The organism is Chelatococcus caeni (assembly GCF_014196925.1).
Taxonomy (GTDB): domain Bacteria; phylum Pseudomonadota; class Alphaproteobacteria; order Rhizobiales; family Beijerinckiaceae; genus Chelatococcus_A; species Chelatococcus_A caeni.
In genome coordinates, this window is the sequence record NZ_JACIEN010000001.1 from 997,866 (window position 1) to 1,019,896 (window position 22,031).

Annotated in this window: 16 protein-coding genes; 4 read left to right on the forward strand and 12 right to left on the reverse strand. The window is 70.0% G+C overall.

Going from position 1 to position 22,031, the window contains the following annotated elements:
- Positions 1–7: 7 nt before the first annotated feature.
- The 7 genes from GGR16_RS04860 to GGR16_RS04890 form a co-directional block, all read right to left on the reverse strand.
- Positions 8–1,024: an ABC transporter permease gene (locus GGR16_RS04860; RefSeq protein WP_019401419.1), complete on the reverse strand. Its 1,017-nt coding sequence runs from the start codon at positions 1,022–1,024 to the stop codon at positions 8–10.
- Positions 1,021–2,985, reverse strand: coding sequence for an ABC transporter substrate-binding protein (locus GGR16_RS04865; protein ID WP_183315858.1), 1,965 nt, complete (start codon positions 2,983–2,985; stop codon positions 1,021–1,023). The genes GGR16_RS04860 and GGR16_RS04865 overlap by 4 nt, the downstream gene beginning before the upstream one ends.
- Positions 2,982–4,874, reverse strand: coding sequence for an ABC transporter ATP-binding protein (locus GGR16_RS04870; RefSeq protein WP_183315859.1), 1,893 nt, complete (start codon positions 4,872–4,874; stop codon positions 2,982–2,984). Before GGR16_RS04870 ends, GGR16_RS04865 begins: the two co-directional genes overlap by 4 nt.
- Positions 4,875–5,003: 129 nt before the next feature.
- Positions 5,004–6,995: a glycosyltransferase gene (locus GGR16_RS04875; RefSeq protein WP_183315860.1), complete on the reverse strand. Its 1,992-nt coding sequence runs from the start codon at positions 6,993–6,995 to the stop codon at positions 5,004–5,006.
- Complete coding sequence (locus tag GGR16_RS26500) at positions 6,992–8,185, reverse strand: glycosyltransferase family 4 protein (protein ID WP_343059549.1); 1,194 nt, start codon at positions 8,183–8,185, stop codon at positions 6,992–6,994. The genes GGR16_RS04875 and GGR16_RS26500 overlap by 4 nt, the downstream gene beginning before the upstream one ends.
- Entirely contained in the window at positions 8,182–9,486 is a 1,305-nt protein-coding gene (locus GGR16_RS04885) for a glycosyltransferase (protein ID WP_183316342.1), read from the reverse strand. Before GGR16_RS04885 ends, GGR16_RS26500 begins: the two co-directional genes overlap by 4 nt.
- A 12-nt stretch (positions 9,487–9,498) precedes the next feature.
- Complete coding sequence (locus GGR16_RS04890) at positions 9,499–10,782, reverse strand: glycosyltransferase family protein (RefSeq protein ID WP_019401289.1); 1,284 nt, start codon at positions 10,780–10,782, stop codon at positions 9,499–9,501.
- A 177-nt stretch (positions 10,783–10,959) separates the two neighbouring features.
- On the opposite strand from GGR16_RS04890, the gene GGR16_RS04895 reads away from it, so the two are divergent.
- The 4 genes from GGR16_RS04895 to GGR16_RS26405 all read left to right on the forward strand — a co-directional run bounded on the left by GGR16_RS04895 (position 10,960) and on the right by GGR16_RS26405 (position 17,340).
- Positions 10,960–13,683 (forward strand): ABC transporter ATP-binding protein/permease, encoded by a 2,724-nt coding sequence (locus tag GGR16_RS04895; RefSeq protein WP_183315861.1) that lies wholly within the window; start codon positions 10,960–10,962, stop codon positions 13,681–13,683.
- Complete coding sequence (locus tag GGR16_RS04900; RefSeq protein ID WP_183315862.1) at positions 13,680–14,123, forward strand: Crp/Fnr family transcriptional regulator; 444 nt, start codon at positions 13,680–13,682, stop codon at positions 14,121–14,123. The genes GGR16_RS04895 and GGR16_RS04900 overlap by 4 nt, the downstream gene beginning before the upstream one ends.
- Before the next feature lie 74 nt (positions 14,124–14,197).
- Positions 14,198–15,601 carry an adenylate/guanylate cyclase domain-containing protein gene (locus tag GGR16_RS04905; protein ID WP_183315863.1) on the forward strand — a complete coding sequence of 468 codons (1,404 nt, stop codon included), beginning with the start codon at positions 14,198–14,200 and terminating at the stop codon, positions 15,599–15,601.
- Positions 15,598–17,340: an adenylate/guanylate cyclase domain-containing protein gene (locus GGR16_RS26405; protein WP_183315864.1), complete on the forward strand. Its 1,743-nt coding sequence runs from the start codon at positions 15,598–15,600 to the stop codon at positions 17,338–17,340. The genes GGR16_RS04905 and GGR16_RS26405 overlap by 4 nt, the downstream gene beginning before the upstream one ends.
- Here the strand turns inward: GGR16_RS26405 and GGR16_RS04915 are convergent.
- The 5 genes from GGR16_RS04915 to GGR16_RS04935 are packed head-to-tail and all read right to left on the reverse strand — an operon-like array spanning position 17,247 to position 21,964.
- On the reverse strand, positions 17,247–18,083 hold the full coding sequence (locus tag GGR16_RS04915; RefSeq protein ID WP_183315865.1) for an FkbM family methyltransferase: 837 nt from the start codon (positions 18,081–18,083) through the stop codon (positions 17,247–17,249). The two genes, GGR16_RS26405 and GGR16_RS04915, sit on opposite strands and share 94 nt — an antisense overlap.
- Complete coding sequence (locus GGR16_RS04920) at positions 18,080–19,084, reverse strand: ABC transporter ATP-binding protein (RefSeq protein WP_156332790.1); 1,005 nt, start codon at positions 19,082–19,084, stop codon at positions 18,080–18,082. Before GGR16_RS04920 ends, GGR16_RS04915 begins: the two co-directional genes overlap by 4 nt.
- Positions 19,081–20,064, reverse strand: coding sequence for an ABC transporter ATP-binding protein (locus GGR16_RS04925; RefSeq protein WP_019401282.1), 984 nt, complete (start codon positions 20,062–20,064; stop codon positions 19,081–19,083). The genes GGR16_RS04920 and GGR16_RS04925 overlap by 4 nt, the downstream gene beginning before the upstream one ends.
- On the reverse strand, positions 20,061–20,990 hold the full coding sequence (locus GGR16_RS04930; protein WP_055458431.1) for an ABC transporter permease: 930 nt from the start codon (positions 20,988–20,990) through the stop codon (positions 20,061–20,063). Before GGR16_RS04930 ends, GGR16_RS04925 begins: the two co-directional genes overlap by 4 nt.
- Positions 20,987–21,964: an ABC transporter permease gene (locus tag GGR16_RS04935; protein WP_019401280.1), complete on the reverse strand. Its 978-nt coding sequence runs from the start codon at positions 21,962–21,964 to the stop codon at positions 20,987–20,989. The genes GGR16_RS04930 and GGR16_RS04935 overlap by 4 nt, the downstream gene beginning before the upstream one ends.
- Between the last annotated feature and the right edge of the window lie 67 nt (positions 21,965–22,031).

Here is a 22,031-nt window from a genome sequence, read left to right on the forward strand (position 1 = left end):
CGTCATCTCAGCGCTGTCCGAGGCGGATGCGCGGATCGAGCCACGCGAGCAGGAGATCGGAGATCAACATGCCCACGACGGTGAGCACCGCGACGAACATGAGGATGAAGCCGGCGAGGAACTGGTCCTGCGACTTGAGGGCCGCGAGCAGGATCGGCCCGACCGTCGGCAGGCTGAGCACGAGCGACACCAGCACCGAGCCGGAGACAAGGTTGGGCAGGAGGTTGCCGATGTCGGCGATGAAGGGGTTGAGAGCCATGCGGAAGGGATATTTCAGCAGCGCCCGCGTCTGCGGCAGGCCCTTGGCCGTGGCGGTGACGTAATATTGCTTCGACAATTCGTCGAGGAGGTTGGCGCGCATGCGCCGGATCATCGCCGCCGTGCCGGACAGGCCGATGACGATGGTCGGCACGATGAGGTGCTGCAGCAGCGAGCCCACCTTGGCGAGGCTCCACGGCTCGTTGGCGTAATGGGCGTCGAACAGGCCGCCGATGGAAATGCCGAACCAGCGGTTCATGTAGTAGAGCAGCACGAGCGCCAGCAGGAAGTTCGGCGTGGCAAGGCCGATATAGCCGACGAAGGTGGCGAGGTAGTCGCCGAAGGAATATTGCCGCGTCGCCGAATAGATGGCGATGGGGATGGCCACCACATGCACGAAGATCACGGTGGTGAAGTTGACGAGCAGCGTCAGCCACAGCGCGTCGCCGACCACCTGATTGACCGGGCGGTCATACTCGAAGGACCAGCCCCAGTCGCCCTGCAGCAGGCCGGAGAAGCCGTTGGGGCCCGGCCAGACGCCGATCCAGACGAGGTATTGCTCCCAGACGGGCCTGTCGAGGCCGTATTGCTTGATCAGGAACTCGGCCTTGGCCATGGCCGCCGCCTCGCCCTGGGCGCGCAGCTCGGCGATCTGGTTGGTCAGGAAGTCGCCGGGCGGCAGCTTGATGATGACGAAGATGAGAAGGCTGATGACGAGCAGCGTCAGCGCCATCGTGACCAGCCGGCGAGCGACGAAGCCGATCATTGCACCGCCGCCACGCGCCGGTCGGCACGGTCCCAGAACATCTCATCGACCCGGTAGATGCCGATGAGCGCCGTGGGCTCCCAGCTGTAGAGCGCCTTGTCCGGAAAGTTGGCGAGGCCGTTGCGCAGCACGATGGGCTGGATCGCGCCCGCCACCGTGCCGATCGTCCACTGGTTCTCCGCATGCAGCGCGAGCATCTCGCGCCAGATGCGGGCCTGCTCGGCAGCGTCGGTCGTGTGCAGCCACTCCTTGTAGAGGCCGAGCAGCTCCTTGGGCTTGTCCATGTCGCAGGCTTCGCCGACCTTGCCGTGCGTCTCCACATACTGCCCCCACTTGGGCCAGGACAGGTGATACTGGCTGATGGGGGCGAGCTCGCCAGGTGGCATCGCGGGGGTCGGGATGGCGTTGTCGAGACCTGGGGCGGCGGTCATCACCGGCAGGCCGGAATAGGCGCGGTTGCGCAGCACGGTCCGGTCCTGCGGCTTGATGAAGAGCTTGACCCCGATCTCGCGCCAGAACTCGCCGATGAGCTGCAGGGTGTCGACGAGCATCGTCATGTCGCCCTCGACCTCGACGACGATCTCGAGCAGGCGCCCGTCCGGCAGGAGGCGCAGGCCCGAGCCGTCGCGCTGGTCGAGGCCGATCTCGTCGAGCAGGCGGTTGGCCTCGTCCGGATCGTAGGTGCCGTAGAGCTTGCGGAACGGCTCCTCGAACAGGTGCGAGCCCTCGCGCACCGTGTTGTTGCCCTCCATGCCGAGGCCGAAGAACAGGGCGTTGTTGACGGTGCGCCGATCGATGCCGAGCGAGAGCGCCCGGCGGAAGCGCACGTCCCTGTTCAGGTCGCGCCACACGGGGTCGGCGGTATTGAGGTTGGGGTAGAGCACGACCTCGGAGCCGCGGGCGATGGGCCACAGCAGCGTGCGGTAGCCCTTGGCCTTCTCGCCCTGCTTGAGCACGGGAATGTCCGCCATGGTCAGGCCGCGCGCGAGGACGTCGACCTCGCCGGCATTGGCCTTGGCGGCGAGCAGCCCGCTCGAGGCGATGTCGACATAGACCTTGTCGACGTAGGGCAGCTGCTGCCCGGCCTTGTCGATGCGGTGGTAATAGGGGTTGCGCGAGAAGACGAAGCGGCTCGTCGGCCCCGCGTTGTCGACCTTCCAGGGGTCGAGGGTCGGCAGCTCGGGATCGGAGAAGTCCGACATGGAATCGACGCGGTTGTGCAGCGCGGCCCAGGACTTCAGCTTCTGCCGCGAGGCGGCCTGCGCGAGCGTCTCCGGGTCGGTGTAGCGCGCATGGAAGCGCTTCAGGAAATGCGCCGGCCGGTAGATATGCGGGTCGAGCGGCTTGGCGAGCGTCGGCAGGAAGCGGGGGTTGGGCTTCGACCACGTGTAGCGCACGGTGGTCTCGTCCAGCACCTCGAAGGTCGGCGGCTTGTCGTCGACCAGCATGAAATCCGGCGGCCCGGCCGGCATGAGGTAGCGGTTCAGCGCCACGTCCTCCCACCAGTAGCGGAAGTCCTCGGCGGTGAAGGGCTGCCCGTCCGACCACCGGTGCCCCTTGCGCAGGTGCAGGGTGAAGCGCCGGCCGTCCTCAACCTCATAGGAGGCGAGGATGTCCGGCACGAGGTTGAGGTCCTCGTCGTAGCCGACGAGCCGGGCATAGGCGATGACCGACAGGTAGCGGATGTCGCGTGCCTTGGCGGCCAAGGTGGTGATGGCGCCGCCCGGCTGGCCCGTGACGCGGCCGCGTGCCTCGAGGTCGACGACCAGAGGCTCCTGCGGCACCCGCTCCGCGACCGGCGGCAAGCGGCCGTCCTCGACGGCCTTTTCAAAGAGCGGCGTCTCCTTGAGGCCCGGCGCGGCCCCGCCCGCACCGGGACCGGCGATGGCCGCGGCGAGGCAGAGGGCGAGGCCCGCCACCGCGCGGCGTAGGGGAGCGGCCGGGAACCCGAGTGCCGTCATGCCGCAATCCTCGCGCTTGCATCGGTGACGCGCACGAGGTGGCCGGGCTCGACCTCCATCATCTCGCCGGGGCTGTCCGCCGTCAGCCGGTAGGGCTCCGGCCATTCGGAGGGATGCGAGAACCGGTCGCTGCGCAGCTTGGCGAAGTCGAGCGGATGGTTGAGGTCCGGGCTCGGCACGGCGGCCAGGAGCGCCTGCGTGTAGGGATGCAGCGGCCGCCTGAAGAGCGACTGCTTCGGCGCCTGCTCCACGATGCGGCCGCGGCACATCACGGCGATGTCATCGGCGATGTAGTCGACGACCGCGAGATTGTGCGACACGAAGAGATAGGACAGGCCGAGCGCCGCCTGCAGGTCCTTGAGCAGGTTGAGAATCTGCGCCTGCACCGAGACGTCGAGCGCCGACACCGGCTCGTCGCACAGCAGCACCCGCGGCGACAGCGCGAGCGCGCGCGCGATGCCGAGGCGCTGGCGCTGCCCGCCGGAGAAGGAATGCGGATAGCGGCGCAGGTGCTGCTTCTCGAGGCCGACGAGCGAGATCAGCATCTTCGCCTTGGCGAAATGCTCCTGCGGCGAGCCGATGCCGTGGATGACGAGCGGCTCCGTCAGGAGCTCGTAGACCGTCATGCGCGGGTTGAGCGACGAGAACGGATCCTGGAAGACGAACTGCACCGCCCGGCGATAGGCGAAGAGATCGTCGCCCGCGAGCGCATGCACGTCGCGCGGGCCGTCGCCGTCGTCGAAGAAGACGCGTCCCTCGTCGGGCGCGATGGCGCGCATGATCATCTTCGACAGCGTGGTCTTGCCGCAGCCGGATTCGCCGACGAGACCGAGCGTCGTGCCCGGCGTCAGCTTGAGGCTGACGTGATTGACGGCGTGGACCTTGCGCGTCGCGCCCGAGAACCAGCCGCTGCGCAGGGTGAAGGTCTTCGACACCTCCTCGACGGCGAGCACGGGCCCGCGCGGCGCCGGCCGCTCGATGCGGGGGGCGGAGGCGATGATGTCGCCGCTCGCGACCTCGCGCAGCGGCGTCAGCCGCTCGCCGGGGGCCATGTCGAAGCGCGGCACGGCGCGCATCAGCGCCTTGAGGTAGGGATGCTGCGGGTTGCGGAAGAGTTCGTCGCGCGGGCCGGATTCGACGATGCGGCCGCGGTACATCACGACCACCTCGTCGGCGACATTGGCGACGACGCCGAGATCATGGGTGATCATCAGCACCGCCATGCCGGTCTCGGCCTGCAATTCGCGGATGAGATCGAGGATCTGCGCCTGCGTCGTCACGTCGAGCGCCGTCGTCGGCTCGTCGGCGATGAGGAGCGCGGGCTTGCAGATGAGCGCCATGGCGATCATCGCCCGCTGGCGCATGCCGCCCGACAGCTCGAAGGGATAGGTGACGAAGGTGCGCTTCGGGTCGGGAAAGCCGACGCGGGCAAAGACGTTCTCGGCCTCGGCGCGCGCCTCCTGCGGCGTGACGTTGCGGTGCAGCAGCAGCGCTTCGCTCACCTGGTCCCCTACGGTGTGCAGGGGGGACAGCGACGTCATCGGCTCCTGGAAGATCATGGCCATGCGCCCGCCGCGCAGGGCGCGCATCGCGTCGCCCCCGGGATCGAGCTGCGCGATGTCGACGGGCGCGCCGTGCTGCGGCTCGTCGAGGAGGATGTTGCCCGCCGCGATGCGCCCTTTCTTGGACAGGATGCGCATGATCGCCTGGGCGGTCACCGACTTGCCGGAGCCGGATTCCCCGACGAGGGCGACGGTGCTGCCGGCCGGGATGTCGAAGGAGATGCCGTCGAGCGCACGAAAGCGTCCGCCGCCGTCACTCGCGAAATCGACGGCGAGATCGCGGACACTGAGCAGTATGCGGTTCCTTTGCTCCCGTCCCGGCGTCATGCAGCTCCTCCCGAAGCCACCCCTGCATGGCAGGTTTCAACACTAAAGCGCCACGCGCCAAAGTGAAAACGTCTTTCTTCCTGTAAGCCGGCTGCGGGACCGAAATATGCAAGCCGCGGGCAAGGCCCGTCAGGACAGGGGCGCCGTGCGGCGTCCCCCAAAGTCGCCGAATATGTCGATTGCTGAAACCGGGGCGACGGCGCCGCTGTTCCGCAAGGTGGTCAGAAGCCGCTCGCAGAACCGCCACACGGCCTCGTCGTGCACGGCGTGATGGGTGAGGAGGCCGATGGGCTCGTCCGCATCGGCGATGCCGCCCGCACGCCGCAGGATGGCCTTGGCAAGGCCCGCAAGCAGGCGCGCCGGCTCGGCGAGGCTGCGCGTGCCGTGCCAGTCGATGGGGTCGAGATGGGTGTTGACGAGCGGCAGGCCTGCCATGTCCGGCGCCGTCCGGTCGCCGAAGAGCGACAGGCCCGCATAGCCCGCGCGGGCGAGGGCGGGGGCGAGCGCCGGAACGCAGCGGTTCCAGGGCGGCACGAAGACCGGCACCAGCTTCTCGCCGAAGACGGCCCGCGCCATGGCGAGGCCGCTGCGCAATTCGCGCTCCATCTCAGTCAGGTCGCGGTGAGGGCCGAACTCGGCCTTCTTCTCGCCGGCCGGGGCATGGTCGGCATGGGCAAAGCCGTGCACCAGCACGCTCGCCTGCGGGGCCATCGCGAGGCGCACGGCAAGGCCGTGCCCCGCCTGCGACGGGATCGCCGCGATCGCCACCGGCACGCCGGCCTGCCCGGAGAGGGCGAGCAGCCTGTCGAGAGCCGGCGTCGGCTGGACGGCATCATCGTCGCGCCACCACAGGCCGAGGCGCCGCCCGGTCCGCGCGAGGACGTCGAGCGCCTCGTCGAGTTCGGCCCAGGCGCGGTCCTCGTCGCGGTTCTCGTCACGGCTGACGATGCCCGGCGCAGCGGCTGGACTCCCGCCTGCACAGAGCCTTTCGATGATCGTCGTCATCCGTTCGACCCCGTCGAGCGCGACGGCGAGCGCCTGGGGCCGTGGCCGCGGGAGCGCCCGGGTGATGGCCTCCGCCAGCCGCTCGCCGGTGAGCGCCGCCTGCGGCACCAGTTCGGCGATGCCTGAGGCGGCGAGGTGCTCGGCCCGCTGGCGCTGCTCGGTTTCGTTGCCTTCCTCGAAGGGGACGAGCACGGCCCGCGCCCGCGTGCGGATGAGGTCCGTCACCGTGTTGTAGCCGGCGAGGCTGACGGAGGCGGCGCAGCGCGCGAGCAGGGCCCTGAAGTCGGGGCGGGCGCGCTCGATGCTGCAACTGACCGGGGCGGCCATTGCAAGCTCGTCGAACAGCGCCGGGGCCACGCCCTGGCCGATGAGCAGGCGGAAGGGGCGCTCCGGCAGCAGGCCGGCCGCCGCGATCGCCGCGCGGTAGAGCGGCATGGCCGCGGCGCTGGCGCCGCCGGAGACGAGGATGAAATCGCCCTCCGGCAGGGCATCCGTCGCGGGCGCCTGCGGGCGGTCGGCGCCCTCGTCGACATAGCCGGTGTAATGGAGGAGCGGTCGCAGTCTGTCGCTCACCGGCCAGGATGCCGAGAGCGGCAGGACGGCCTCGTCGCCATGCACGAGCACGCCGTCATAGGCCGCGAGAAGCCGCGCCTCGGCCTCTGCGATGCGCTCGGCGCGCGCCGGCGCCACCAGCACGTCGCGCACCGAGGCGAGCAGAAGCGGCGCCGGCTTCAGGGTACGCGCTGCTTGAATCAATCTGATGAATTCCGCCGCCAACATCCTGCGGCCGAAGGGAAAAAGCTCGGTGATGACGACGTCTGGCCGCCCCTCCGTCACTGCCTTTGCCAGACGCTCGGCCCGCTCCTGCATCAGGGCCGGCGAGGCCTTGTTGCCCTCGGCGTCGAGCAGGGTGCGGAAATCGACACCGTCCGAGCGCAGCGACGGCAATTGCAGCAGCGTGACGCCGTCGAGCCGCACGAGCGGCGCCGGCATGCCGCCGGAGGCGAGGGTGACGTGGTGGCCGGCACGGGCGAGGCCGCGGGCGAGCGCCGCCATGCGGGTGAGATGCCCGGCGCCGAGGAGATGGGTGACGGCAATGAGGACGTGGCGCTTCAAGGCCGCACTCCGATGGCGGAAAGGGCATCCGCAATGATCATGGCGGCATGGCCGAGGGAGCGCTCGCCCTGCACGAAACGGCGCGCCGCTGCCGCCATGCGCTCGCGCCGCGCGCCGTCCTCGATGAGGCCGGCGACCGCCGCCGCGAAGGCATCCGCATCGCGCGCCGGGGTGAGAAGTCCCGTCTCGCCGCGGCGGACGACGCTCGCAACGCCGCCTTCGTCGCCCGCGACGACCGGGCAGCCCTCGGCCTGCGCCTCGAGCAGCACCATGCCGTAGGCCTCGTTGACGGCCGGCCAGACGAAGAGGTCGGCACCGGCATAGAGGCGGGCGAGGGCGCCCGCATCGTCCACGCGCCCGGCAAGGCGCACCCGTTCGCCGAAGGGCGCGAAGAGCGCCTCGACCTCGGCCCGCGCCGGGCCGTCGCCGACGACGGTGAGCTGCCACGGCCGCTCGCCGAGCCTGCCGAGCGCTTCCGCGAGAAGGCGATAGCTCGCCAGCTTGTCGCCGGGCCGCATCATCGCCACGGTGAGCAGGCGGATCTGTTCCCCTCCCCCTTGCGGGAAGGGGTTAGGGGTGGGGGTGCTGCCGGAAGATGGCGGTTTTCCAGGCTGCGCCACCCCCCTCCCTAACCCTCCCCCACAAGGGGGGAGGAAATCTGTTCCGACGAACGGCGGCAGGTCGACCAGGTCCTGTCCCGCAGGGCGCGCGGCCTCGAGCGACGGCCGGTCGTTCTGCGTCATGACGAAGATGAGGCGCGCGGCGTCGAGGGCACGCTCGGCCCCCTCGTGCCCCAGCGCCCACGGTCCGCCGGCGCGCTTGGCCGCCCGTGAGCCTTCCGCGACGACATAGGGGATGCCGAGTGCCGCGGCCACGCGCGGCCCGGTCCAATCGGGCGCCTTGTAATAGACGTGGTAGGTGAACCACGCGCGCGGCCGCGCGGCGGGGGGACGTGTTCCATATTCGGCGACGAGCCGCTCCGCCTCGCGCTCGCCCTCGGCCCGCAGCCGCTCTTGAATCTTCTTGTCACCCGCCCCGTCGAAGGTTCTGAGGCGACAGGCGATTTCCGGCCCGTAGCCGGCCCGTTCCAGCGCTGCGAGAAGGAGCTGCGCCATGCGGCGGTCGCCGGACGGCGTCGCATCGTCCGGCGCCTTGAGCGGAGCGTAGAAGGCCACGGGCCCGCCGCTCACGGCCGCGCCTCCTCCTCGGCGACGGGGACCTCGGCAGGCTTCTCGCCGAGGCTCGTGCGCAGGAGCGCCGCGACCTGGTCGATGCCGCCATCGGCCGAGAAGTCGTCGCGCAGGCGGTTGAAGGCGGCCGTCCCCAGCCGATGGCGCGCCTCAGGGTCGCGCGCGAGCAGGTTGAGGGCGTTGGCGAGCGCCTCCCAGTCGCCCGGCGGCGTCAGCCAGCCTTCGCGGTCGTGGCGGATGAATTCGGGAATGCCGGAAAAGTCGGTGGGGATGACGGCAAGGCCCTGGCTCGCCGCCTCCATGACGACGTTGGGCAGCCCGTCGCGGTCGCCGCTCTTCGCCTCCTTGGCCGGCAGCACGAAGATGTCGGCCTTGCGCATGAGGTTGATCACGTCGGGTTGCGCCTTGGCGCCGAGGAAGATGACCTTGTCGGCGATGCCCTTGGCCGCCGCCTGCTGCTTGAGATTCGCGAGCATCTCGCCGCCGCCGATATGGGCGAAGCGCCAGTGGAGCCCCTCCGGCAGCGCGGCGAGGGCGGTGAGGAGATCGTCGTAGCCCTTCTTCGCCACCGCCCGCCCGACGGAGATGATCCGCACAGGGTCGGCCGCATCGCTGCCGTCGCGCGCCGGGCGTTCGGCCGGCGGGGCGGGAAAGCGCGAGAGGTCGAGCCCATGGTAGACGAGGCGGACACGGCCGCCGTCCGGCGCGAGCGCGGCGAGGTGCCGGTGTCCCGTCTCGGTGCACGTGACGCCCCAGCTGCTCTCGGCGATCTTCTCGCGCTTCTCCCACTCCGGCGTTGTCCAGATGTCCTTGGCATGGGCCGAGAAGCTGAAGGAGAGGCCGCGGAGCAGGCTCGCATAGCGCACGACCGAGGCGGGCGTGTGCAGGTAGTGGACATGGAGATGGCGGATGTCGGCCGGCAGTTCACGGGCCATGACGAGCGCCTGCCCGAGGCGCCGGCCGCGGTTGGGCGTGAAGTCGCGCTTCAGGTCGCGCCAGAAGGCGGTGAGGAGCTGGCCGAGCCGGGGATTGGCGAGGGCGGCGAGGGCCCCGCGCAGGACCCGGAGCGGCTCCTGGTAGAGATATTCGGGCAGGTAGGCGACGGGCGCCGCGATCTGCCGGTGCATCGGATGGCTGACGCGCTCGGTCGGGTGGCGCAGGGACCAGATCGCGAGGCTGAGGCCGCGCTGCTCGAGCCCGAGGATCTCCTGGGCGATGAAGGTCTCGGACAGGCGCGGATAGCCCTTCACCACGATGGCGATGCGCGCCGGCGGCAAGGCGCCGTGAGGAGAACCGGACATCGTCATCTGGGCTTATTCGGCGGCCTGCGTCATGGCTCGCGCGGCGCGCCGCTCCAGCCAGGAGGAGAAGCGCTGCTGGATGACGTCGAGCCCGTCGAGAAGGCCCGGCACCGTCACCTCCGACGGCCTCTTCTGTGCGACAAGCCGGTCGATGGCGCGCGCCATGCGGTCGGGGTCGCGATGGCCGTCCTCGTGGACGAGCACGTTGACGAGGCCGAGCCGCTCGGCCTCGACGGCGCGGATATATTGCTCGAGCCGCGGGCTGGTGCGCGGCACGATCAGCGTCGGCTTGTCGAGCGACAACACCTCGCAGAACGTGTTGTAGCCGCCCATGGCGACGACGGCCGTGGCGCGGCTCATCAGCACCTCGAGCTTGGTGTCGAAGGCGATGGCGTCGAGCTTCGGGTTGCGGGCGATGCGCTCCATGAAGCCGCGCCGGGTGTCACGGTTGATGAAGGGGCCGAAGACGACAACCGCCGGGATATCCGGCGGCGTGGAGCTCTCATAGGCGGAGATCGCCCAGTCGATGAGGTCGTCCCCGTCGCCGCCACCGCCCGTCGTGACGAGCACGAAAGGGCCTTTCGTCATCTTGGGATAGCGCGTCAGGCCGGGCTCCTGCGGCACGCTGCGGCGCAGGTAGCCGGTGTAGGTGATGCGCTCGGCGATGTGCTCGCCGAGCGGCAGCGCCGCCAGCGGCTCGTAGATCTCGCGCAGGCCGTAGACCCACACCTCGTCGTAGTAGCGCTCCAGCACCTCGGCGGCGCCCTTGCGCTCCCACTCCGGCACGAGGAGGGCGGGCTCGTCCATCACGTCGCGCACGCCGAGCACGATGCGCGCGCCCGTGCCCTGCAGGCGCTCCAGCGCCGGCACGATCTCGCCGCGGAACCCCGTCGGCTCCTTGTCCACGATGACGAGGTCCGGCCGGAAGGTGCGGGCCGTCTGCTCGATGATGGCGCTGCGCAGGCCGATGGCATCCTCGAGATGCACATGCAGATTGAGGCTGCGGTAGTCCCCGTCCGGCTGCTTCACGACGCCGGGCACGCGCACGTAGTCGACGCCCGAGCCGAACTCGAAATTGCCGATGACGGGTGAGCCCGAGATGATGACCACGGACACGCCCGGCCGCTCGGCGACGAGCGCATTGGCGATGGCGCGCGAGCGCCTCAGATGCCCCAGGCCGAACGTGTCATGGCTGTAGATGAGGACACGCGCGTGCTGGCCGTCTTGATCGGCATGCGGGCTGTACCCATCTTGCCCGGGGTTCAGCGACAAGGTGCCCGTCTCTGCTGCCCGCATCGGCAGCCTCCTGATCAGTCTCGATTAATGTGGCCATGGGGGACAAGGGCCGTTTGCGCCCTCATCTCTTTCTTTTAGCATGCAGCCGGGCGCGCGTCCCCGTCCTCGACAGATGCCCACCATGGGCCTATGTCGCGGACAGTGGCAACGCCCGCGCCTTGAATCAAGGAGAAAGGCTTGGACAAGAGCCTGTTTCGCTACATTTGGCGATTTTCCAAGCGTGAACAGCTCGCGATCTTCGCGGTCGTCATCGCCTCCTTGCCATTCTATTTCTGGTCGCTGGAGCTGCCGAAGCGCATCGTCAACGAGGCGATTCAGGGCGGTGCGTTCACGGAAGGCAACGGCGAGGTCCGTTTCTTCATCATCTCCTTCGACCTGCCGCGCCTCATGGGAGGGGGCACGGTCGAGCTGTTCGAGGGATTCTCGGTCGATCAGCTCGGCCTGCTCTTCGGCCTGTCGACGCTGTTCCTCACCCTCGTTCTCATCAACGGCGCCTTCAAATATGTGATCAACGTCGCCAAGGGGGCGCTCGGCGAGCGGATGCTGCGCCGGCTGCGATTCGACCTCTTCGCGACGACGCTGCGCTTCACCCCCTCGACCCTGCGCACGGTGAAGTCATCCGAGACGGCGACCATCATCAAGGACGAGGTCGAGCCCATCGGCGGCTTCATCGGCGATGCCTTCGTCCAGCCGCTGTTCCTCGGCACCCAGGCCGCGACGGCGATGGCCTTCATCCTCATTCAGAACATCTGGCTCGGCCTTCTCGCCGCGGCCGTGGTGGGGGTGCAGTTCGTCATCATCCCGCGCATGCGGCGGGTCCAGCTGCGCCTCGGCAAGGAGCGGCAGATCGCCTCGCGCAAGCTCGCCGGGCGCATCGCCGAGATCGTCGACGGCATGGAGGCCGTGCACGTCCATGACGCCACCGCCTGGGAAAAGGCGGAGATCGGCGACCGGCTCCATCATCTCTTCGACCTGCGCTTCCGCATCTACAAGTGGAAGTTCATGGTCAAGTTCATCAACAACCTTCTCGCGCAGATCACGCCCTTCCTCTTCTATGCCATCGGCGGCTATCTCGCGCTCAAGGGCCAGCTGGACATCGGCCAGCTCGTCGCCGTCATCGGCGCCTACCGCGACCTGCCGCCGCCGCTGAAGGAGCTGATCGACTGGGACCAGCAGCGCCTCGACGTGCAGATCAAGTACGACCAGATCATCCAGCAGTTCTTGCCCGACAAGCTCGTGCCGCTCGACGTCTTCGCGGCGCGGGAGAAGGAGGACGGGCCGCTCGCGGGCCCCATCGCCGCCGAGCGGCTGCGCGTCGCGGATCCTCACGGCTCGCCGCTCGTCGAGGAGTTCTCCTTCGAACTGCCCTTCCCGGTGCGGATCGCGCTCATCGGCAACGGCGGTCCGGGGCCGAGCACGCTCGCGCGGGTGCTCGCCCGCCGGCACGACGAATATGCCGGGCGCGTCACGATCGGCGGGCGCGACCTCGGGCGCATTCCCGAGGGCCAGCTCGGCCGCCACCTCGCCTATGCGGGGCCGGAGCCGGCCCTGTTTCCCGGATCGCTGAGGGAAAACCTCATCTATGGCCTGCGCAACCGGCCCGTCAGGCGTCTTCCCGACGAGGGGCCGCAGGCGCGCCGGCGGCGCATGGAGGCCGAGCGCACGGGCAATCCCGTCGACCGGCTCGAGGACGAGTGGATCGACTACGAGCGCCTGGGCGTCGAGGATGCCGACGGTCTCGACGGCGTGCTGCTCGGGGCCCTCGGCAGGATCGGCATGCGCGAGGACGTCTACCGCTTCGGCCTGCTCGGCCGGGTGTCCAGCCAGCGCATGCCCGACCTCGCGGAGAAGGTCGTCGAGGCCCGCCACCGGCTGCGCAGCACGCTCGCCGAGCAGGGCCTCGAAAATCTCGTCGAGCCGTTCGATCCCGGCCGCTACAACGCCCAGGCCAGCATCGGCGAGAACCTCCTGTTCGGCGTCGCCGTGGGGCCGGCCTTCACGGGGCGGGGGCGGGCGGTCAATCCGGTGGTGCGCAAGGCGCTCGACCGCGGGGCGCTGATGGACGACCTCGTTGCCATCGGTGCGCGCATCACCGAGACGATGACCGAGATCTTCCGCGACCTGCCGCCCGGCCATCCGCTCTTCGAGCAGTTCTCCTTCATCGACGCCGACGAACTGCCGGAGTTCGAGGACATCCTGCGCCGCGTCGCGGCCAAGGGCCTCAAGGCCCTCAACGGGGAGGACCGCTCGCGGCTCCTCGCGCTCGCGCTCGATTACATCGAGCCGCGCCACCGCCTCGGCCTGCTCGACGATCGGCTCAGGCAGGCCATCGTCGCGGCGCGCGTCATCTTCCGCAAGGAGCTCGACGGCTCCATCTGGGCGCGCCAGCTCGATCTCTACGACCCCGAGCTGGTGTGCGACGCCGCGCCCCTGCGCGAGAACCTGCTCTTCGGCCGCATCGCGCACGGCATCGCCGATGCCCAGTCGCGCGTCATGCGCGTGGTCAGCGCCGTCGTCGACGAGCTCGGCCTGCGCGAGGAGGTGGAGAAGGTGGGGCTCGGCTTCCAGGTGGGTCCCGGCGGGCGGCTTCTCGCGCCGCATCAGCGTGCCGGCGTCAATCTGGTGCGCTGTCTCGTCAAGAAGCCTGACATATTCGTTCTCGACGGCGGTCTTGCGGCCTATGGTGAGGAACAGGCGCGGCATATCCGCGAAGGCCTGCTCGCCGCCTTCGAGAACCGCTGCTTCGTCGCGGTGCTGCGGGACGAGGGGCAGGCCGAGGGGTTCGATGCGCTCATCGCCTTCGACGGGGCGCGGGCGGAGCTTCGGCGGCGCCCGGCGACCGCGCCCGAGGGAGAGGACGCCGATGCCGCCGCGGCCAATGTTGCAGGGGGACATGGATGACGCTTGATTCGGAAGTTCAATCGCTGCGGCAGGTGCCGATGTTCCGGGACATCGATCCCGCGCGGCTCAAGCTCCTCGCCTTCACCGGCGAGCGGGTGCATTTTTCCGCCGGCCAGCCGTTCTTCCGGCAGGGGGATGCGGCCGACGCCGCCTATGTCATCCTCGACGGCCAGGCGGACGTGACGCTCGACACGCCGTCCGGGCCGCTGAAGGTCGCGGAGCTCGCCCGCAACGACATCGTCGGCGAGATGGGCATCCTGTCCGACACGCCGCGCTCGGCGACGGTGACGGCGGCGGTGCCGATCGTCGCGCTGCGCATCGACAAGAGGGTTTTTCTCGAATTGCTCAACCAGTTCCCGCAGATGTCCATCGCCGTCATGTGGGAGCTCGCCAAGCGGCTGGAGCGCACCAACGCGCGCCTCGCGCAGAGCAATTCCTGAAGGCGCCGGCCGTTCGCCTCGGCATCCGCCGGCGCTAATATGGACGCGGCGAGGGCAATTGGCGGGTCGAACGCATGGCCGTCGGTGATCTGGGCACAGCCAGCACGCGTTCCGCGGGGCGACGGCTCGGCGCGCTCGGCGCCTTCGGGCGCCTGCCGGAGCGCGCGCAGCGCATCGTCGACGGCGAAACGCGCGAGGCCGAGGTGCTCTCGGCCTGGCTCGTCGTGGCCATCGCCGTCTTCTTCAACGTGCTCTACGCCGTCTCGCCCAAGGCGCTCGACGCCATCGGCGCCTTCCGGCCCGTGCCCGTCGTCGGCGGCATCTTCCTCGTTCTGGGCCTCGTCCGCGTCGCGCTCGCCCGCCGCGGGCGGATGCGCGGCTGGCTGGTGCCCGCCTTCACGGTCATCGACTTCGCGCTGCTCTACGGCCTCATCTGGTCCTTCCACCTGCAGTACCAACAGCCGGCGGCCTTCTATCTCAAGGCGCCGACCTTCCTCCTGGTCTTCCTCTTCATCGCCATCAGGGCGCTGCGCTTCGAACCGCGCCTCGTCATCTTCGCGGGCGTCGTCGCCGCTGTCGGCTGGGCGGGGATGACGGCCTATGCCTTCGATGCGGCCGGCGCGGATGTGGACGCCCCCGCGGTGACGCGCGACTTCGTCACCTACATGACCTCGAACAGCATCCTCCTCGGCGCCGAGGTGGAGAAGATCGTCGCCATCCTTCTCTTCACCGGTGTCCTCGCCATCGCCATCGCACGCGGCCGTCGCCAGTTGCTGACGGCCGCGCTCGGCCTTTCCGCGACGGCGGAGCTGTCCCGTTTCTTCGACCCCACCATCGCCCGGCGCATCACGAGCGGCGACGCGCTCGCCCCCGGGCGTGGCGAGATGGTCGAGGCGGCGGTGCTCGTCGCCGACATCCGCGGTTTCACCCGTTTCGTCGCCGATCATCCGCCGGACGAGGTGATGCGCCTGCTCATCGCCTACCAGCAGCGCATGGGCGCGATCATCGCCTCGCACGGCGGGGCGATCGACAAGTTCCTCGGCGACGGCATCCTGGCCACCTTCGGCTGCACGGGTGTCTCGCCGACCCCGACGGCCGATGCGCTGCGGGCGGTCCTCGCCCTGGCCGACGAGGCGGCGCGCTTCAGCCATGCCTTCGCCGCGGCCGGCGGGCGCAAGGTCGACGTCGGCTTTGCGGTGGTCTCCGGCCGCGTCCTGTTCGGTACCGTCGGCAACGACGGCCGGCTGGAGTACACCGTGATCGGCGAGCCCGTGAACCTGGCCGCCAAGCTCGAGAAGCACAACAAGATCGGCTGCACGTGCGCGGTCACGGATGCGGCGACGCTCGCCAGGGCCGAGGCCGAGGGGTTCGCCGCGGCGGCTGCCTTCCGGCTGGTACCGGGCGTTGCGGTCGAGGGCGTGGCGGGGCCGGTCGATCTCGCCGTCATGGATCGCGCCGCTGCGGAGGGAAGCGCGTGACCGCGGCCGAGGTTGCAAGGGGCGAGAGCACCGGCAAGGGCGTGGACCGGGGCACGGGGAAGGGCCGGGGAAGCGGGCGGCGCCTGCTGCCGTCGCTCGCGCGTCTGCGCCTGGCCTCCGGGCTCGTCCTCTTCGCCTTCGTCCTCCTGCACTTCCTCAACCACGCCCTCGGGCTCGTCAGCATCGCGGTGATGGACGTCGTGCAGACGTGGCGCTGGGCGCTCTGGCGATCACCGCCGGGCACCATCCTGCTCTACGGCGCCTTTGCCGTGCACATCGCCCTCGGCGTCCGCGCGCTCTTCCGCCGCCGCACCTGGCGCATGCCGTTGAACGACGCCCTGCAGATCGGCCTCGGCTTCGCCATTCCTGTGCTGCTCGTCGGGCACATTCTCGGCACCCGCGGCATGCATGTCGCTGCCGGGGTGGACGACTTCTACGAGCCGGTGCTGCGGCGGCTGTGGCCGGATGGTGCCGTCAGCCAGTCGCTGCTCGTCGTCATCGTCTGGGGCCATGCCTCGATCGGCCTCTACCACTGGCTGCGGCCGAAGGCGTGGTTCCCGGCGGCAGCGCCGTGGCTCCTTTCCATCGCCACGGCGCTGCCCCTGCTCGCGCTCGCCGGCTGGATCGAGGCCGCCCGCCGATTGGAGCTGCTGGAGCGCGGCAGGCAGGTACCACGCTGGCCGAGCGAGGAAGCCGCAGCCTTGGCGGAGTGGTTCGCGCAGGCCGGAAACCATCTCGTCTTCGCCTTCCTGGGTGCCGTGGGGCTCGGCCTCATCGCCGTGCGGGTGGCGACGCGCCTCAGGGCCAAGGTCAGGATCAGCTACGGCGGCGGGCGGCGGGTGCGGGCAAGGCCCGGGCCGACCCTGCTCGAGATCAGCCGCATGAACGGCGTGCCGCATGTCTCGATCTGCGGCGGGCGAGGGCGCTGCACCACCTGCCGTGTCCTCGTCACGGCCGGCGGCGAGACGCTGCCGCCGCGCGGCACCCTGGAGGAGACGGTGCTCGCCCGCATCGACGCGCCGCCCGACGTGCGGCTCGCCTGCCAGATCAGGCCGACGGCCGATCTCGGCGTCCATCTTCTGGTGCCGGCCGAGGGCGCCGACGCCGGCCAGCGCGATCCCTATCGCTGGGGCGTCGAGCGGCGCATCACCGTGCTCTTCGCCGACCTGCGCGGCTTCACCTCGCTCGCGGAGGGGATGTATCCCTACGATACCGTCTTCCTGCTCAATTCCTATTTCGAGGCGATGACCGCGGTCATCGAGCGGCACGGCGGCACCGTCGACAAGTTCCTCGGCGACGGCATCATGGCCCTCTTCGGCACCCGGCCGGAGCGCGACGCCGGTGCCCGCGCCGCCCTTGCCTCGGCCGGCGAGATGCTGGCCGCGCTTGAAGATCTCAACGCCGAATTCGCCGGCCTCGTGCCGGCACCGCTGCGCATGGGGCTCGGCATCCACACCGGCCCGGCCGTGCTCGGCCGCGTCGGCGGCATGCGCCGCGGCGGCGAGCGCGAGCTGACGGCCCTCGGCGATACCGTCAACACGGCGAGCCGGCTGGAGGAGATGACGAAGGAGTTCCGCTGCCTCCTCGTCACGTCGGAGGACACGCTGAAGGCTGCCGGCATCGAATGCCCGGGCGGCGACTTCCGTCAGGTCCCGGTGCGCGGCCGCAGTGAGACCATCGCCGTCTGGATCGCCGACCGCCGCGAGACGATCGGCGATATCCTCACCGTCACGATCTGACGAGGAGCCACTCGTCGTGCGCCACGGCGTCGATGCCGGCGACATCCTGTGCCTCGGTCGCGGCGCCGGCCTCCGTCACCCTGTGGGCGCGCCAGCCGGCGAAGGCGGCGAGCGCCCGGCGCGTTGCGCCGGCAACGTCGGTTTCGCCGCTCTCCGCGAGCACGCGGGGGTGGAAGGAGGCGATGACGGCGACGTTCGCGTGCGCCACGAGGGGGGGCGATGGCCGGCAGGAGCGCGTACTCGGCCCCTTCGAGGTCGATCTTGATGACGCGGCGGGGGGAGGGCGGCAGCCGCTCCGCGAGCGCGGCGGGCGTCAGGGCCTCGGCCTGCCAGGTGGTATCGGCGCCGGCGAGCAGCAGGCTCGACATGGAATCGCCGGGCTTGCGCCGGGCACCGAAGGTGACGGTGCCACCGTCCGGATGGATCGCCTTCGGCACCACCGTGACGCGCGCGGCCAGCTCGGGATTGACGGCGAGGTTGCGGCCGAGCTGGTCGAGCGCGGCGGGATCGGCCTCGACCGCCACCACGCGCGCGCCGCGCGCGGCCGCCTGCAGCGTCGTCGGCCCGACCCAGGCGCCGAGGTCGACGAAGAGCGTTGAGGCGTCGACGAGCGTGTCGATGAGGCGGCGGGTGCCGGGCTCCCAGTTGTCGGCGGCAACGCGCTCCCAGAAGGTGGGCTGGTCGTCGGCGAGCGCGATGCGCCGGTCGCCGAGCACGACGCTGCGCCCTGTCGTCACCTTCACGCCGCCTTGTCGTTGAGATGGCAGGCGGACACGCGCCCCGGCCCGATGGGCTTGAGCGCCGGCCGCTCCGTGCGGCAGCGGTCGAAGGCATAGGGGCAGCGCGGGTGGAAATGGCAGCCGCTGGGCGGCGACAGCGGCGAGGGCAGCTCGCCCTTCAGCGCCGAGAAGGTCTTCTTCTTCGGCTCGAGCCGCGGCACCTCCTCGAGCAGCGCCCGCGTATAGGGGTGGTTCGGCGTGCGGAACAGCTCCTCCGCCGGCGCGAGCTCGACGATGCGGCCGAGATACATCACGGCGACGCGATCGGCGATGTGCTCGACGACGCCGAGGTCGTGGCTGACGAAGAGATAGGTGAGGGAGAGTTCCTCCCTGAGCTTCATGAAGAGGTTGAGCACCTGCGCCTGGATCGACACGTCGAGCGCCGCGGTCGATTCATCGCAGACGATCACCTTGGGCTTTACCGCGAGCGCCCGGGCGATGCCGATGCGCGCGCGCTGGCCGCCCGAGAACTGGTGCGGATAGCGCCGGCGCGTGGCGGGGTCGAGGCCGACGCGGGTCATCACGTCGCAGACGTAGTCCTCGACCTCGGCGCGCGAGACGAGGCCGTGCACCACCGGCGCCTCGCCGATGATGTCGATGACGCGCAGGCGCGGGTTGAGCGAGGCCATCGGGTCCTGGAAGACCATCTGCACCGCGAGGTCCACCTTGCGCCGCGCCGCGCCCGAGAGCTTCGCGACATCCGCGCCCTCGTAGGAGACGCTGCCGGCGCTCGGGTCGAGGATGCCGGCGACGACGCGCCCGAGGGTGGACTTGCCGCAGCCGGATTCGCCGACGAGGCCGACGACCTCGCCCGGGGCGATGGCAAGGTCGATGCCGTCGACGGCATGCACCACCTGCTCATGGCGCCGCGCGCCGAAGAGGTTGGCGATCTTCTCGGCGGCGTCGAGCTTCCGGACGAAGCGCTTGGAGACGCCGTCGAGCGCGAGGATGGGGGCGGCGGTCACGCGGCGGCCTCCACGGGAATGAGGGGATGGAAGCAGCGGAAGGCGCGGGCATCGCCCGCATGCGTCACGCCGGGCGGGTTCTTGCAGACGGCATCCGCCCGCGGGCAGCGCGGCGCGAAGGCGCATCCCGGCGGCAGGCTGGCGAGAGAGGGCGTCATGCCGGGGATCTGCGCCAGCGGCTCGCCGCGCTTGTTGCGGCTCGGCACGGAGCCGATGAGGCCGTTGGTATAGGGATGGGCCGGCCGCTCGAGCACGTCGGCGACGTGGCCCTCCTCGACGATGCGCCCGGCGTACATGACGGCGACGCGGTCGGCGAGGCCGGCGACGACGGACAGGTCATGCGTGATCCAGACGAGCGCCGTGCCGCTCTCGGCGGCGAGCTGCTGCACCTCGGAGAGGATCTGCGCCTGGATGGTGACGTCGAGCGCCGTCGTCGGCTCGTCGGCGACGAGGACGGCCGGGCGGTGCAGCAGCGCGATGGCGATGGCGACCCGCTGGCGCATGCCACCGGAGAACTGGTGCGGATAGGAGACGAGCCGCTCCTCGGGCGAGGGGATGCCGACCTTGGCGAGCGCATCGCGGGCGCGATCCCGCGCGGCCCGCTCCGACACCTTCTCATGGGCGCGGATGGCCTCGATCATCTGCGTGTCGACGCGCAGGACCGGGTTCAGCGTCGTCATCGGGTCCTGGAAGATCATCGCGATATTGCGGCCGCGCAGGCGGCGCAGCTCGGCCTCGCTCTTCTTCGTCAGGTCTTCGCCGTTGAGGAGGATGGCGCCCGAGGCGATGCGTCCCGGCGCGTCGATGAGGCCGAGCACGGCAAGGCCGGTGACCGACTTGCCGGAGCCGGATTCGCCGACGAGCCCGAGCACCTCGCCGGCATGGACGTCGAAGCTGACGCCGTTGACGGCGGTGAGCACCCCCTCGCGGGCCGAGAACTCCACGACGAGGTCGCGGACGGAAAGGACGGGTTGGCTCATCGCGACAGCCTCGGGTTCAGGACATCGCGCAGCCGGTCGCCGACGAGGTTGATGGCGACGATGGCGGCGACGAGGGCGATGCCGGGGAAGGTCGAGATCCAGTACTTGCCGGACAGGAGATAGTCGTAGCCCTTGGCGATGAGCATGCCGAGCGACGGCTCCGTCACCGGCACGCCGACGCCGAGGAACGACAAGGTGGATTCGAGCGCGATCGCATGCGCCACCTGCACCGTCGCCACCACGATCAGCGGCGGCAGGCAGTTGGGCAGGAGATGGCGGAAGACGATGCGGTTCTTCGGCAGGGCGAGGCAGCGCGCCGCCTCGATATAGTCGCGCCGCCGCTCGACGAGGGCCGAGCCGCGCACCGTGCGCGCGTAATAGGCCCACTGCACGATGACGAGGGCGATGATCACCTTGTCGACGCCGCGCCCGAAGACGGCGAGCAGCACGAGGGCGACGAGGATGGCCGGGAAGGAGAGCTGCAGGTCGACGACGCGCATGACGAAATTGTCGATGCGCCCGCCGGCATAGGCGGCGATGACGCCGACCGAGGCGCCGACGGCGCAGGCGATGACGACGGAGATGGCGCCGACGCCGAGCGAGATCCTGAGGCCGTAGAGGATGGCCGACAGCAGGTCGCGGCCCTGCTCGTCCGTGCCGAGCCAGTAGGTGTAGCCGGCAAGGCTCTCCGATCCCGGCGGCAGGGTGCCGTCCATGATGTCGAGCTGCGCGAGGTCGTAGGGGTTCTGCGGCGCGATGAAGGACGCCGCGAGCGCCAGGATGACCAGCACAACGAGGCCGGCAAGGCCGATGACGGCGAGCGGGCTCTCGAAGAAGGCGGCGACGTGGCGCAGCAGCAGGCTCTCGCCCTTGTCGGTCGGGCGGGCGGCGGCTGCGGGCGCGGGGGTGGCGGCCTGTTCGCTCATGCCTTGGCCTCCTCGAGGCGCACGCGCGGGTCGATGGCGGCGTAGATGAGATCGACGATGAGGTTGATGATCACGAACATCACGACGGTGAGCATGAGGTAGGCGACGATCACCGGCCGGTCGAGCCGCCCGATGGAGTCGATGAGCAGCTTGCCGATGCCGGGATAGGCGAAGACCGTCTCGGTGACGACGGCGAAGGCGATCATCGAGCCGAGCTCGAGGCCGAGCACCGTGACGACCGGGATGAGGATGTTCTTCAAGACGTGCACGCCGATGACGCGCGACTGGGACAGGCCCTTGGCGCGGGCGAAGCGGATGTAGTCCTGCAGCATCACCTCGCGCGTGCCGGCGCGGGTGAGGCGGATGACGAGCGCCATCTTGTAGAGGGCGAGGTTGAGCGCCGGCAGGATGAGATGGGAGAGCCCGTCGAGGGTGAGGAAGCTCACCGGCACGCCGAGGAGCTCGCGCGTCGTGCCGCGCCCGCCGGCCGGGAACCAGCCGAGCATGACGGAGAACAGCAGCACCAGCATCAGCCCCTGCCAGAAGTTCGGCAGGCTGAAGCCGAGGATCGAGCCGGCCATGATGGAATGGCCGCCGAGCGACTGCGGCTTGAGGCCGGCATAGAGGCCGAGCGGGATGCCGATGAAGACGGCGATGACGAGGGCGGTCAGCGCCAGCTCGAGCGTCGCCGGCAGGCGGTTGAGGATCAGCGTCAGCGCCGGCTCGTTGTAGACGAAGGAGCGGCCCAGGTCGCCGTGCAGCGCGTTCCAGACGAAGAGGCCGTATTGCTCGTAGAGCGGCCTGTCGAGACCGAGGCGCTGCGTGATCGCCTCCAGTTCCTGCTGGTCCGCCTGGGGGCTCGCGAGGATGGCGACGGGGTCGCCCACCGCATAGACGGCGATGAACACGAGCGTCGCCATGACGGCCAGCACGAGTGCCGCCTGGCCCAGGCGTCGGATGACGTAGACGAGCATTGTCGTTGACCTTGCAAAAAAGCGGTGCCCGGCCGGCAAGCGATGGCTCGCCGGTCGGGTCCGGTCA